Annotated in this window: 16 protein-coding genes; 13 read left to right on the plus strand and 3 right to left on the minus strand. The window is 39.8% G+C overall.

The genetic code is table 11. The features are described from left to right. Positions 1–236: 236 nt before the first annotated feature. From ACOSV2_RS05100 to ACOSV2_RS05110, 3 genes are all read left to right on the plus strand, one after another. Positions 237–1,106: an SDR family oxidoreductase gene (locus ACOSV2_RS05100; protein ID WP_428974188.1), complete on the plus strand. Its 870-nt coding sequence runs from the start codon at positions 237–239 to the stop codon at positions 1,104–1,106. 147 nt (positions 1,107–1,253) lie between these two features. Continuing rightward, positions 1,254–1,673, plus strand: coding sequence for an NUDIX hydrolase (locus ACOSV2_RS05105; RefSeq protein ID WP_428974189.1), 420 nt, complete (start codon positions 1,254–1,256; stop codon positions 1,671–1,673). A gap of 62 nt (positions 1,674–1,735) precedes the next feature. Then, on the plus strand, positions 1,736–2,179 hold the full coding sequence (locus tag ACOSV2_RS05110; protein ID WP_428974190.1) for a DUF4064 domain-containing protein: 444 nt from the start codon (positions 1,736–1,738) through the stop codon (positions 2,177–2,179). Between the two features lie 238 nt (positions 2,180–2,417). Here the strand turns inward: ACOSV2_RS05110 and ACOSV2_RS05115 are convergent, their stop codons facing one another. After that, the gene (locus tag ACOSV2_RS05115) at positions 2,418–2,513 is read right to left on the minus strand and encodes a putative holin-like toxin (RefSeq protein ID WP_224940763.1); all 96 of its coding nucleotides are present in this window, start codon (positions 2,511–2,513) and stop codon (positions 2,418–2,420) included. Between the two features lie 260 nt (positions 2,514–2,773). Between ACOSV2_RS05115 and ACOSV2_RS05120 the strand changes: the two genes are divergently transcribed. The 8 genes from ACOSV2_RS05120 (at position 2,774) to ACOSV2_RS05155 (ending at position 11,339) form a co-directional block, all read left to right on the plus strand. Then, positions 2,774–3,871, plus strand: coding sequence for a M24 family metallopeptidase (locus ACOSV2_RS05120; protein WP_428974191.1), 1,098 nt, complete (start codon positions 2,774–2,776; stop codon positions 3,869–3,871). Positions 3,872–3,983: 112 nt separating this feature from the next. Next, entirely contained in the window at positions 3,984–4,421 is a 438-nt protein-coding gene (locus tag ACOSV2_RS05125; protein WP_324743856.1) for a DUF6376 family protein, read from the plus strand. Between the two features lie 265 nt (positions 4,422–4,686). Continuing rightward, entirely contained in the window at positions 4,687–6,849 is a 2,163-nt protein-coding gene (locus tag ACOSV2_RS05130; RefSeq protein WP_428974192.1) for a DNA topoisomerase III, read from the plus strand. Positions 6,850–6,998: 149 nt separating this feature from the next. Continuing rightward, positions 6,999–7,652: a type 1 glutamine amidotransferase domain-containing protein gene (locus ACOSV2_RS05135; RefSeq protein ID WP_309472422.1), complete on the plus strand. Its 654-nt coding sequence runs from the start codon at positions 6,999–7,001 to the stop codon at positions 7,650–7,652. Between the two features lie 169 nt (positions 7,653–7,821). Beyond that, a complete protein-coding gene (locus ACOSV2_RS05140) occupies positions 7,822–8,202 on the plus strand; it encodes a CidA/LrgA family protein (protein WP_428974193.1) in 381 nt (126 codons plus the stop codon). Next, a complete protein-coding gene (locus ACOSV2_RS05145) occupies positions 8,186–8,872 on the plus strand; it encodes an LrgB family protein (RefSeq protein ID WP_428974194.1) in 687 nt (228 codons plus the stop codon). Before ACOSV2_RS05140 ends, ACOSV2_RS05145 begins: the two co-directional genes overlap by 17 nt. A gap of 129 nt (positions 8,873–9,001) precedes the next feature. After that, positions 9,002–9,745: a type I methionyl aminopeptidase gene (gene map / locus ACOSV2_RS05150; RefSeq protein WP_428974195.1), complete on the plus strand. Its 744-nt coding sequence runs from the start codon at positions 9,002–9,004 to the stop codon at positions 9,743–9,745. A gap of 307 nt (positions 9,746–10,052) precedes the next feature. Then, positions 10,053–11,339 (plus strand): protoglobin domain-containing protein, encoded by a 1,287-nt coding sequence (locus ACOSV2_RS05155; RefSeq protein ID WP_428974196.1) that lies wholly within the window; start codon positions 10,053–10,055, stop codon positions 11,337–11,339. A gap of 44 nt (positions 11,340–11,383) precedes the next feature. Here ACOSV2_RS05155 and ACOSV2_RS05160 read toward each other — a convergent pair whose 3' ends face one another. Continuing rightward, a complete protein-coding gene (locus ACOSV2_RS05160) occupies positions 11,384–11,560 on the minus strand; it encodes a hypothetical protein (RefSeq protein WP_397551358.1) in 177 nt (58 codons plus the stop codon). Between the two features lie 403 nt (positions 11,561–11,963). Here ACOSV2_RS05160 and ACOSV2_RS05165 point away from each other — a divergent pair, with 403 nt between their 5' ends. Beyond that, positions 11,964–12,779 (plus strand): 3D domain-containing protein, encoded by an 816-nt coding sequence (locus ACOSV2_RS05165; protein ID WP_428974197.1) that lies wholly within the window; start codon positions 11,964–11,966, stop codon positions 12,777–12,779. A 332-nt stretch (positions 12,780–13,111) separates the two neighbouring features. After that, on the plus strand, positions 13,112–13,681 hold the full coding sequence (locus tag ACOSV2_RS05170; protein ID WP_428974198.1) for a 3D domain-containing protein: 570 nt from the start codon (positions 13,112–13,114) through the stop codon (positions 13,679–13,681). Between the two features lie 46 nt (positions 13,682–13,727). Here the strand turns inward: ACOSV2_RS05170 and ACOSV2_RS05175 are convergent, their stop codons facing one another. Continuing rightward, positions 13,728–13,859 (minus strand): hypothetical protein, encoded by a 132-nt coding sequence (locus tag ACOSV2_RS05175; protein ID WP_428974199.1) that lies wholly within the window; start codon positions 13,857–13,859, stop codon positions 13,728–13,730. Positions 13,860–14,410: the final 551 nt, after the last annotated feature.

Genomic DNA, 14,410 nt, shown 5'->3' on the forward strand with positions numbered 1-14,410 from the left:
TTGACCATAGATGACTATTCGTTTCCCGAGAGAACTGTTCATCCCTTCTTAGAGATGTTGAATATACTATGGGGTTGCTGTAGATTAAGAATAGAAATTGACACGACTTCCTCGTTAAAAGGGTGGCTTCAATGGGATGAAGCCACCCTTTTTTTGCATTTTTTTGATAAAAAGCTCAGTGGATCAGAATCATAATTGCTATACTGATAGAAAGAAAAAATGGGGAGGAAGCTGGGATGAATCATAAAATAGCAGTGGTGACGGGGGCGAATAGCGGGTTTGGTTTTCTCTCGACGCTGGAGCTTGCACAACTTGGATATAAAGTAATCGCCTCCATGAGAGACCCACAAAAAGGAAGGGCATTGCTACAACGGGCTGAGGAACTAAAGGTGGGGGATTTAGTGAAAGTGCTTCCATTGGATGTAACGTCGGAAGCATCCATCAAGGAATTCTCTACCGCCCTTAATGATTTGGGCAAGGTGCACATCCTCCTGAATAATGCTGGGTTTGCCGGTGCGGGATTTGCAGAAGAAGTTACAATCGATGAGTTTCGTGAACAATTTGAAACGAATGTTTTTGGTGCCATGAGAATGACTCAAATTGTTCTCCCTTATATGAGAAAGCAAGGAGAAGGGAAGATCATCAATATGAGTAGCATTAGCGGCAGATTCGGCTTTCCTGGACTTAGTCCTTATGTATCTTCTAAGCATGCATTAGAAGGATACACGGAAAGTCTGAGATTGGAGCTTAAACCCATTGGCATATCTGTGCATCTGATCGAACCCGGTTCGTATCAAACGAATATCTGGACATCAGGTAAGAAAATCACTCCACTTTCGATGCAAGAAAACTCTCCTTACTTTCGTTACATGAAAGCCATCAACTCGGAAATTCAAGCTGGTGCAGATACACTTGGAGATCCAAGGGAAGTTGCCTCGATCGTACGGGAAATAGCACTAAACAAGAAAAAATCATTTAGAATTCCCATAGGCAAAGGAGTGCGATTAACCCTATTACTAAAAGCAGTCCTTCCATGGAGCATAATGGAAAACATCATCTTAAAGAAACTCGGAATGAGAAAGACCAAAGAGGGACGGACCTTATAGCACGATCGGAAAATGTCTGAATATAAAGAATTTAATTATGTAGAAGGAGAATTTTGTCAAAAGAGAGAATATGCTAAAGGAGACATAAGCTCATTCATTAAATAATTGAATGAGCTTGAATGCTTCCACACGAAATGAGGTGATTAATTGAATGAATGGATTGGTGCATCCGCTCTTTGCATGCATGAAGGTCGTTTATTGATGGTATTACAAGGGAAAGAAGAAGAAGAGAAACGGTGGTCTGTTCCATCAGGGGGGATGGAATCGGGCGAATCCCTTCAGGAGTGCTGCAGACGTGAAGTTTGGGAAGAAACAGGCTATGATGTTGAAGTAGGAAATCATTTGTATACAAAGTGGGGGAATGAAGGAAGTATTTCTATAAGAATTCATTACTATGAAGTCCAGCTCCTGGGAGGTGCGGCCACCATACAGGACCCTGATCAATTAATACATAATATCGAATGGTTTTCACTTCAAGAGTTAAAGAACCTGCCCCTGGGATTTCCAGAAGATCATTCCATCCTGGAAGCCTACATGAGTAAGAAGCTAAACACACTATCCTTTTAAAGGAATAGTATCGTTTTAGCACAATATATTATAAAGTATTTATCTATAAAGGAGAGAGTAGAATGGTGAAACGAACAGGAGAAGTAGTGATGGGAGTAATCGGAATTATCTTATCCGCATTATTTTCCATAATCGGAATCGTACTTAATATGGGGATGAGTAATCCTGAGGTCATGTCCCAACTCGAAGAAGGTATGGAGAGTGATCCAAATATACAAAATGCAGAGATGACTGCAGGAGATTTAAGTTCCATTATCAACGCTGCTGAATCAACTGGATCGTACCTTGTTATCTTAGGAATCATTGCGTCCATCCTGGGGATTATTGCTGTAGTGACCATTGTGAAAAATAAAAAACCGGTATTGTCCGGAATCATGTTTATCATCGCTGCCCTAGTCATCGGACTTGGCACGATAGGATTTGGTTTCGTACCAGGCCTTCTGTTCCTGATCGCAGGAATCATGGCACTTGTTCGCAAGCCTAAGAAAACAGACCCTGTGTATTAATAAAGCATTTAGAGAATTTCTTCTCCAGGCTATATTTTTCGTGAAGTTTTGCTTGTACCCATCTTGCTTTCCGACTGGATTTATACTATCTTAAAAGTAGAGCATAATGATAAAACAAGAGACACTGGCGGCAACCAATGTCTCTTGCTACACAGCAAACTGCAAGGAAAGCAGTGGCCCAATAGAGAAAGGAACATAACTCTACCCTTCAAAGTTTAGGCGCTTCATGAGGGTGGGGTTATTTCTTTTTGTCGTTTGAAATAACTATGGCAATGATGGAGACAATTAAAGAGCCAAAGGTAATCATTAGCGTTAACGCCTCATACGTTGTCACTATAAGCACCACCTCCTTCTATAAGGAAGTGGCCACTCCCACCCTACATTCACTGTATGCTTCAAATTATATCACAAACCCCGCCCGTACTTTATAGGCAAGAGGTAGGAAAAGCTTACCCCTATCAAAAAAACAAACAACCCCATTAAGTACCTTCCGATTCAATACGATTATTTCAAACTTTCTTCAAAATGTGATAGCATAGATATGCTCATATTAATCGATTACATAACATCACGAAATTCGAGGAGGAACTAACGATGAAACAACGTATAGAAATGCTGAAAAATTGGTTAAAAGAAGAAAATATCGATGCCGCATTCATCAATTCAACTGAAAATGTATTTTACTTAACGAATTTCCACACGGATCCACATGAGCGGTTGATGGGACTGTTTGTATTTCCAGATGCCGATCCATTTGTGGTGGTACCTGGAATGGAAGCACGTCAAGTGAAGGATGCCGGTTGGGATAACGAAGTGATCGGCTACTCTGATCACGAAAATCCATGGGAATTCATTCAACAAGCCATTCAAAAACGAGGAATTGATGGACGCAAGGTGGCTTTCGAAAATGAAGTCGTAACGTATGGCCGCAGTCAGGCATTTATTAACATGTTCAACTCACCGAATATAGTGAATGTTGAAGATAAATTAAATGAGATGCGTCTAGTAAAGGATGAGGGTGAAATCGCCATCATGCGCCGTGCAGCTGAAATGGCAGACTTCGGGGTTGAAGTAGGTATAAGTGCACTCCAAGAAGGCATTACGGAGATGGAAGTTCTTGCAAAGATCGAGTATGAATTAAAGAAAAAAGGCATTCGTGAAATGTCTTTCTCTACGATGGTGCTCTTTGGCGAAAAAGCTGGAGATCCGCACGGAAACCCAGGAGACCGGAAGCTGAAGGCAGGAGATTTAGTCTTGTTTGATCTTGGTGTTGTCCTTGAAGGATATACCTCTGACATCACCCGTACATTCGCTTATAAATCGGTTTCAGACAAGCAAAAAGAAATCTACAATACCGTTTTAAAAGCAGAACTGGCATCCCTGGGTGCAAGTAAGCCCGGAAACCGTATTGGTGACCTGGATCAAATCGCAAGGGATATCATTACAGAAGCAGGGTATGGAGACTATTTCCCCCATCGGATCGGTCACGGACTTGGGATCAACGTACATGAATTCCCATCAATGAGCCATTTAAATAATGGGATATTAAAAGAAGGAATGACCTACACCATCGAGCCGGGAATTTACGTTCCGGAAATTGGCGGCGTAAGAATTGAAGATGATGTACTAATAACGAAGGATGGTTACGAAACATTGACCAAATTCCCTAAAGAACTGCAAATCATTAAATAAGACATGGAGAAGGCTAACGGTGTGTTAGCCTTCTTTTTATGAAATGAAATGAAACCAATACGAAGGTCATTCGTATATATAGGGAGAGAAAGCTAGGGAAGGATGAAATTCAATGAAAAAATTAATCATATTACTCAGCTTTTTTATGCTGACAGGCTGCGGAATCCTCGAGGAAGCAAATAACAGTTTGACCTATGTTGAGGAAATGACCGATTATTTAAATGAAGCAGAGCAATTCGCAAACGATTTTCCTGGATTAGTGGAAAATGCAGCGGCAGATTCATCCAACATACCGGCACTTGAAACAAGATTAAAAGACATGAAAACAGAAATACAAGAGATCAATGATCTGACCCCGCCTCAGCTGGCAGAAAGCATCCACAAAAAAGTGGAAGGGTATAATGAACAAGCGCTGGAAGGAATTGATCGTGCCTTAGTTGAAATTGATAAGGGAGAAGTCCAAATTTCAGAGTTACAAAACCTTGAGATCGTAAACACCTTTAATCAGCTACAAGAGATTAAAGGGAATCTGGAAAATTTAGGTCAATAAGGAAATGGTGTTACAGATATGGCTTCTAATCTGTAACACCATTTCACTATAACATTACACCACCCACGATCACTCTTCGTACATTCACGCCCACCCTTGGTACCGCAAAAAAAAAAATCAACCCTATTCTATCAAGTAGATTTGTATTAAACTAGTTTCGAATATGACTGATAAAAAACAAGTATGATTTCTCCACATACATAGAACAAGAGTTCTGAAAAACATGCTATAATAAAGGAATCATAAAGCTGGACAGGAGAATGATATGAAAGTTGTTATTGCCGAAAAACCCGATCAAGGAGCTACCCTCGCTAAACCTTTTCCTCATCGAAAACGCCAAGGATACATTGAAGTACATTCTAATGATGTGTTCCCCAATGGGGCTTATATCACATGGGCTGTAGGTCATCTTTTTCAACTTCAAGCCCCTGAAAAATATGAAAGCAAATGGAAGAAGTGGACGTTGGAAGACCTCCCCATCATTCCTCAACGATTTCAATATGAGCTTCAACGGGCAAAAGCGAAACAATTCGCAGTCATCAAAGACCTTCTAAAAAAAAGGGAAGTCACAGAAATCATCCATGCAGGGGATGCCGGGCGTGAAGGTGAGTTGATCATCCGGAATATTATTTCAATGTCCCGGGTGCAAAAACCCATGAAAAGATTATGGATTTCATCCCTGACAGAGAAAGCCATCATTCAAGGGTTCACCAGTTTAAAAGAAGAAACGGAAATGCGGAGCCTTTATTATGAAGCCTATTCCCGCGCTTGTGCCGACTGGCTTGTGGGAATGAATGCATCGAGAGCGTATAGCATTCTACTAAAGCAGCAAGGCATGTCGGATGTTTTCTCTGCAGGCAGGGTACAAACTCCGACTCTTGCATTGATTGTGAAAAGAGATGAAGAAATAGAGCAATTCAAAAGCGAACCCTTCTGGGAAGTGAAAGCAGCCTTTCAAATGGGAGAACACATGTACGAAGGAGTTTGGCAAAAAGATGGAGAATCTCGAATTCAAACAAAGGAACTGGCAGAGAAGATTGCTTCGTTCTGCCAAGGGAAGGCTGCAAGCGTACTAGAGATGAAAACAGAAAGAAAAGAATTTGCTCCTCCATTACTTTTTAATCTATCAGCTCTTCAGGCAACGATTAACAAAATGTATAAATTTTCACCTAAAAAAACATTGGATGTCCTGCAGAAGCTTTATCAAAAGGGAATTGTTTCTTACCCAAGGTCAGATTCACAATATGTAACCAAAGGGGAAGCAGAAACCTTCCCGGAAATATTGTCTAAGCTTCAGGAATACAGTCCTTACAATAGCTGGATCCCCACTCCTCATAAGAGCCTGCTGAATAACAAACGTTTTGTAAATGAAGCGAGGGTTTCTGATCACTATGCGATTATTCCAACTGAACAAGTAACCGACCCTCAATCGCTATCAGGAGACGAAAGGAAAATATATGATGTAGTGGTTAAACGTTTTATCGCTGCACATCACAACAAAGCTGTGATCAATTACACTACTATCACTACCGTCGTGGACGAACGGGCTGAATTCATTTCTAAAGGAAAGCAAATTCTCCAAGAAGGATGGAGACAGGTTCTGATGCAGAATGAAAAGGATGACGAACCGCTCCTGCCACCTGTTAAGGAAAGCGACAAGGGCATTGTCAAGAGTGTCCATACCAAGGAAGGAAAAACCCAGCCACCTAAGCGTTACACAGAAGGTCAACTGATTACCTTAATGAAGACAGCGGGTAAATACATGGATAATGATGAGCTCGAGAAAGTGTTAAAGCAAACAGAAGGTCTCGGTACCGAGGCAACACGTGCTGGAATCATAACCATGCTTAAAGATCGGAACTACATTGACATCCAAAAGAACATTGTCTATCCAACCGATAAAGCAAAAGTTTTGATTCGGGCAATTGGTGAAAATGTCTTGGCATCAGCTGAAATGACAGCAAAATGGGAGCAGCGACTTCAGGAAATAGGAAAAGGGTATGCGTCCGCACCAGAGTTTATGGAGCAAGTGAAGAAATTAAGCGATAAACTTGTTCAAAACGCTCTTCAAGAGGCAAACACATGGAATTTCGAAGATCTTGATACTGATTCCATCCAACGGTCGAAAGGGAGCAAAGGTAAAAGAATATCGAAAACCAGCGTCGGCACATGCTTGAAGTGTGGCGGAAAAGTGGTTGACAAAGGAAAATTCTACGGATGCTCCAATTATCAAAAAACAAAGTGCAGCTTCACCATTTCTAAGACCATTCTCTCAAAGCGTATGACCCAGGCAATCGTGAAAAAAGTTCTCGCAGATGGAAAATCCGAACGCATCGACGGTTTCAAAAAAGGAGAAAAAGAGTTTTCAGCTTACCTTAGTTGGGATCCTGTTGAAAAGAAAATTCAATTCGTATTTGATATACATTAACCCATCGAAACGACTCTCATTAGGGAGTCGTTTTTTTATCCTTACAACCTTGCAAAAGAAAAATAATTGTAATACATAAGTTTAATTTCAAGATAAGAGGATAAAACAAAAGAGTAGGATAACTGATATATAAAAATGGAGGGTACACATTGAAAAAGATATTAATGGTGTTAACGAATGAAAGCAAAATTGATGATGAACACGAAACAGGTCTTTGGTTATCGGAGTTCGCTGAGCCATATGAAGAATTTAAGAATCAGGGATTCGATGTAGATGTGGCTAGCTTAAAAGGAGGCCGTATTCCTTTAGATCCTAACAGCCTTGATGATGAACAGGTGGAAAAGTGGAAGGGTGTCACCAAAGAATTGGATCAAACGATGGTCCTTTCACAATTGAACGTTAACGAATATTCAGGGATTTTCTTACCAGGCGGACACGGAACGATGTTTGATCTCCCTGACAGTCCGGAACTTCAACAAGCACTGGCTCACTTTGCTGAAAACAACAAAGCCATTGGATCTGTATGCCACGGTCCTGCTGGATTTGTTGGAACGAAATTGTCAAATGGAAAATGGCTGGTTGAAGGAAAAAGCATGACAGGATTCACCAACGAAGAAGAGCAGCAAACGGGCCTCGATTCATTAATGCCTTTCTTATTAGAAACAAAATTAAGAGAGCAAGGAGCTCAATTTGAAAAATCTGAAGCATGGAGTGACCATGTCATCACCGATGGGAAATTCGTGACTGGGCAGAATCCACAATCCAGTCAGTCAACTGCAGAAGCGTTCGTTAAAATAATTTAAAATAAATGATTGAATGAAAAGAAGCTCTTTAAGGAGCCAATCCATACTATTCTTTCTAAATGAGCATGGGGTGAGAACCTCGTGCTCTTTTTTTGAGTTCAACACTATTCTCTATTGACCTGCCATTTGTGATAAAATCGTGAGAAGACTATAAAGCGAGGAGAAAATTATGCAGGTTGTTCGGATCATCATTCAAATTGCCATTCTATGCTTATTTTTCGAGATTGGAAAGTGGTGTACAGACTTCTTTCATTTACCCATTCCCGGAAGCATTATCGGGATGCTTTTTTTGTTTCTACTACTATTAACGGGAGTAGTAAAAGAAAGATTATTAATGGACGGTACAGGATTCTTTCTAAGACATTTTTCCTTCTTTTTTCTTCCATTGTCTGTTAGCGCAATGGTTCTGGGGCCATATTTTATAGAATTTGGCTGGAAACTCATTGTCATTCTGGTTATTAGCGGGATAACCGGATTTGTAGCGACCGCCATATCAGCAGAGAGTTTAATAAGATTGAAGGAGAAACGAAATCATGATCCATCTCATTAGTTCACTGATGGCATTAGGCATTACAGTATTGTATTTTATCTTTGGCGTAAAGATTCACCGACTTTGGCCAAACCCCGTAACCATTCCTATATTTATTAGTACGATAGCTCTCATTGTCACATTATTGATCATCGATATGCCTTATGAACAGTATGCAGACTTCACTTCGTTCATAACGTATTTACTTGGACCTGCTACTGTGGCCCTTGCGTACCCCCTTTATCAGCACCGAAAGTTATTAGTACAGCATGTACAGCCTATACTTTTCGGTATTCTGTCCGGAAGTGGAATGTCTATGCTTATTTCTTATTTCTTCAGTATGTGGTTGGGGATCCCATCTGAGTGGAGCCGCTCCTTGCTTATTAAAACCATTACAACTCCGGTAGCAGTTGATATAGGGAAGGTGATTGAGGCGAATATAGAAGTCATTCCCACGGTCGTCATTGTGACGGGTATGTTCGGAGCTATGATCATACCATCTATTTTAAAGTGGCTGCATGTAAAGCACCCCATCGCAAAAGGACTTCCATTTGGAGTGATTTCCCATGGAGTAGGGACGGCACAGGCTATCAAAGAGGGCGAAAGGGAAGGGGCAGTAAGTGGTGCCGCCATGGCATTAACCGCCACGATCATGTCCTTTGTCATCCCCATCCTATTTCTTTTTGTTTGATAGAGTAATTGAAGGAAGCGAATCCCATAATAATTAACCACCATACTAAACAACAGCTTTCCCTTTAAAAACAGAGTGTGTTTCGGTATAGTAAGGGAAGGTAAAATTTCAAAAGAGAAGGAAGATAATATGATTGTCAAAACTGATGAAGATTTAAAAGCGTTAAAAGAAATCGGCCGCATTGTGGCAATGATCCGTGATGAATTACGCTCTCTGACAAAGCCTGGAGTAACAACTAAAGAGCTTGACGATATTGCTGGGAGACTGTTTGAAGAAAACGGAGCCATTTCAGGACCTAAAGGAGAATATGATTTTCCTGGTTTCACATGTATCAGTGTGAATGAAGAAGTGGCTCACGGGATACCCGGTGACCGTATGATCAAGGAGGGAGACCTTGTCAATATTGACGTATCCGGATCTAAAGATGGCTACTATGCCGATACAGGAATCTCATTTGTTGTTGGGGAGGGAGACCCGAAGCTTACAGATTTATGCGAGGCGGCATTAAATTCATTCCAAGCAGGACTCCTGAAAGCGAGAGCAGGATCTAAACAAAACGGTATCGGCAAAGCGGTTAATAATGAAGCGCGAAAAAATGGTTATACGGTGATTATGAACTTAACCGGCCACGGTGTAGGACGGTCTCTTCATGAGAAACCTGACCACATCTTAAATTATTTCGATCCATGGGATAATGCACTGTTAAAAGAAGGGATGGTCATCGCATTTGAACCCTTCATCTCAACCAAAGCACAAAACGTAATCGAAAAGGGCGACGGATGGACCTACATCACACCCGACAACAGCTTCGTTGCCCAAATCGAACACACCATCATCATAACCAAAGACGAACCAATCATTTTAACACAATAAAGTATTGAGGGACGGACCTTGATTCCTAGGAGTAGCTCCTAGGATCAAAGGTCCGTCCCTTTTTTTGTATATGTTTTGTACAACTAAATACGACTACGATACATATGAGGAATGGGAGGGGGGGACCTGGACTTTGGGCATTGTTCGCTTGTAGAACTAACAGGGCCATGCTTCATTGAATTATTTAAATTTTACAAACAAAATGATTGTCATAGGAAAAAAGTTGGGGTAAAGTAGATATATTAAAGTTATACAAAGTTTATACATATAACATTAAAATTTTCATTATTTATCGGAGGAACCCCCCATGGCTGTTTTGTTTTCAAGAAAACCCAAGACTGAACCTGTAATCGTCCCTACATCCAACATCATTGTCCTGCAAGACAAGAAACTGAATGAAAGATTGCATTATATGCAATTTCAGGAACACCATTTGAACGAATTAAAAGAAGTTCTCCCCGTATATGAGCAGTTATCCGATTCCTTGCTTGATAAGGTATTGGATCATCTCTACAAACATCCGAGTTTAGTAGAGATTGCTGTGAATCATTCCAGCCGAGAGCGATTAAAGAAGGTTTTCCATGATTACTTTCGTTCTCTATTCTCTGGTGAATTAAATGAAGAATATTTCTCCATGAGGGAGAGGATGGGGAAAACCCATAACCGGAATGGCGTTACAATTGATTGGTTTATTTCCACCTACACAACCATTCAGCATTTATTGATTCCTAAGATTGTAGAACTTTATCAAAACGACCCATCTAAACTCGCTTCCGTACTGGTCGCTATTGACCATGGTATTCATTTAGACGCAAGTATTGTATCTGAATACTATATCCAAAGCAGAATGGATGAGCTCGAGAAACTTCATCAGGAAAACCAGGCCCTGCAAGTAGAAATGCTCAACATGAATACAGAACTCGGCTCTTCATTAAGCCAAACAGAAAAAAGTCTAAATGAGACCGCTACGAAAGCGGAACGTATCCGTGCAGAATCCGAAAACACAGAAAAGAGCAGCAAAAATCTCCTTCAGCTTTCCAAAATGAACAAAGATCAAACAGATAATATGATCGACAGCTTTGGTATCATAACTGAGCAAATCAAAACGCTATTAAACGAGATCCAAGGGGTAAAGACAATAGCCGAACAGATTACACCTCTTTCTAATTCGATTCAGCAAATAGCTGAGCAGACAAATCTTCTTGCACTAAATGCTTCGATTGAAGCAGCTCGGGCCGGTAATGAGGGCAGGGGCTTTGCAGTTGTTGCTTCTGAAGTGCGAAAGCTTGCCGAAGACTCAAAGGAACTGAGCCACTCCATCCATCAGCTCGTGAATGAAAGCAACAAGCAAATCGGAGTTGTTTCAAACCGAGTTCTTAACATGACTGACTTAACGGAGAACTCCCGCAAAGAAATCGGGAATGTACAAAACGGCATTATGACCGTTCAAATGGAAATGGAAAACTATATGGGTATGTTCAAACGAAATCAAACTGAATTAAATCATATTGTGGAAGCCATCAGGCAAATTAATCATACAACTGATGAATTGGTTCAGTTTGCTTCTACGATCATTCATAAAATGAATAAATAGAAAAAAGGGAAACCGGCATCAAAAACCGGTTTCCCTTTTTTCTATTAAACGATTTTCGTTTTACCACACTCTTGACACTTTCGATAAAACTTTCCATCTAATACACGTGATTTAAAAATATTGTTCCCACATTCGCAGCGACCACTGTGTTCGTCGGGATCATCTTTATAAAGTACGATATTTTCTTCCTGATTATCCAACCTTGTCATCCTCCAGTTCAACCATTCCTCCTTATAGTATAGTAGGAATCTTCCAGCTTGTTAAGATTAAACTTCCTTCTTTTTTAAGATTAAAACTTGTTTAATTTAACGATATAAAGAGCATTCCCTAATTATTCACCTACGAAAAAGACCACTTAATCTCTAAAATCGGTGTCAAAATAGAATAAAGCCCTTTAACTTTTTATCCATAAATATCCTTTATACCTATTATTTTCATCTATTATTACCATAATATTCATCTACATGATAGTTTATACAGGAAATCGCTTTCTATTACAGTCGTGAAATATTCTTGACGCACGATATTAAAGTTCCTGTTATTGAATTGAGATTTTACTATGTTAGTATTTTCCCTGTTAGCAAAAATAAATAAACCGCTAGCTACATAAGGAGGAATTTTTCTATGAAACTAAAAAAATCGATTATTTCTGTGGCTGCATTTACTACACTTGCAGTGTCTGGTGGAGCTAGCGCTTCAGCACAAGACATCGAAGTTAAAAAAGGTGACACTTTATGGGGAATTGCCCAGGAATACGGTACATCCGTTGATCAACTCATGAAATGGAACAATTTAAATTCACACTTAATCTATCCTGACCAAGAACTCACGGTATCATCCAAAGAGTACTATACAGTAAAAAAAGGTGACACACTCTGGGGAATCTCTTCACAATATGGAGTTTCCGTCGACAGTTTAATAAGCTGGAACGCTCTTGAAAGTGATCTGATTGTCCCTGGACAAGAATTAGTCCTTAATTTAGAAGATAAAAAAGCACCTTCAGCTACTGCAAATACTTCTGAGCAAGCAGCAGCTCCTGCTCAAGAAGAAACAGCAGAAGTAGCTCCAGAAGCTGAAGAGCCTGCAACAGAACCGGCTGAGGCACAGCCTGCAGCAGAAGAACCAGCTGCACAAGAGGAAGCTGTAAAGGAAATCACAGTAGAAGCAACTGCTTACACAGCAAGTTGTGAAGGTTGCTCAGGTACAACAGCCACTGGTGTTAACCTTTTAGAAAATCCAGATGCTAAAGTGATTGCAGTAGACCCGAATGTAATTCCACTGGGATCTAAAGTATATGTTGAAGGGTACGGCTATGCAACTGCTGAAGATACAGGTGGAGCGATTAAAGGTAATCGAATCGATGTATTCATCCCATCAAAAGACCAAGCAGTTGATTGGGGCAGAAAATCAGTTAACGTAAAAATTCTTGAAAGTAAATAATAGATTGGAACCACTGAGATGTCATTCTCAGTGGTTTTTTATTCTTCCATACATTTTTATTAGCTTATAGATGCAAATGGAATAATTTTCTTAATAGTCTCTTCGTTACCCCTTTATTTTCTATTCATCCACGCTTTTCAACTAACATTTCCCTTCAAATGAAAGAGTTAGTAACACTTCCAGTAGAATCGACAGAAAAGAATAAATATTACACGCTTGTCATCTAATTGTTAACGGTTTATAAACACTTTGTTATGTATCTGAGGTAAGTCTATGTTACTATTTCAACTGTTGGTTTCATAGACCGAACATAAAAGGAGGAATTTCACAAGATGAAAAAAGTATTATTTTCTATTTTTTCCTTCACAGTTTTTCTAACAATCGGACTTACTTCTGCCTCTGCAGAATCAGACGATACTGCAATGAATGATTATCATAATATAGAACAAGGCGATATTCTTTGGGAGATTGCAAATCGATATCATGTTTCGATAGATGAGGTTGGTACACGCCAACAACTTTTAGAAGAAGGTTATACTGTGAATAACGGACAAGAAGAAGAACAAGCTGTTAAATCCGCTGATACAGAAACTTCCGAGGACAACGTTGTGAAAGAGGTTAACGTAACCGCTACTGCGTATACAGCTTATTGTGAGGGCTGTATCGGCATTACAAAGACGGGGGTGGACTTAATCGAGAACCCTGATGCCAGAGTCATTGCCGTCGATCCAAGTGTCATTCCACTGGGATCTAAGGTATATGTTGAAGGATACGGTTATGCCCGTGCGGAAGATACAGGAGGGGCCATTAAAGGAAAACGCATCGACATTTATATGGAAAAAGAAAAAGATGCCCTTAAATATGGTGTACAAGATGTCAAAGTGAAAATTATTGAAGAGTAACCAATTGTCAGGACGCCGATTTAGGCGTCCTTTTTGTATCAAAAAACTATTCTCCTTGAACTTTTGAACCTTCTCTAGCAGAAGGAGCTACGGATTTTATCTCAATTTCCTCACCCATTTGTTGTTGAGCTAATTTTTCAGCTGTTTCATGTTGCGATTTGTTTTGTTTATTTTTCATGACTAGACCTCCTCCCATACATTCTTTTCTTAACATTCACCGATACATGAAAATTACTACAAGAACTTCACCCAGTATTTCCAGTTAAAGCTTCAAGTAAATTTAGAAGACACCTTGTATTCTATCCATCAAAATTCCTGTTCTTCCTATATAAAAGTTTAATCATGACTGTCAATTATATTTAACTTACCGGGGTTATAATGCGTATTCATTTCCAATTTCTCATGCTGAAAAATCCCTAAATGGACTTTCAGGTCAAAAAAAAAGAATAGGAATGAAAACGGTTAAATGACAAACACTATAAAAAAATATAATGGTTATCACTTGCAAAGTTAAACTTTTTTCTGATAGGGTAACAAATGTTGGTTTTATGAGAGTGTGGTGAGGGAATAGGTAATAAGTAATTATTCCTCCACAATCCTCAGAATGCACATATTCCCATCTGCATTAACTGAGACTCTTTCAAATTGAAGATGATTGCCGCTGGTGTACATACCAATATAAACACCCTCAATCCGGCTGTCGTTACCTTCATAACAGAAAAGAGCAAA

This window comes from Rossellomorea sp. DUT-2 (assembly GCF_052665285.1).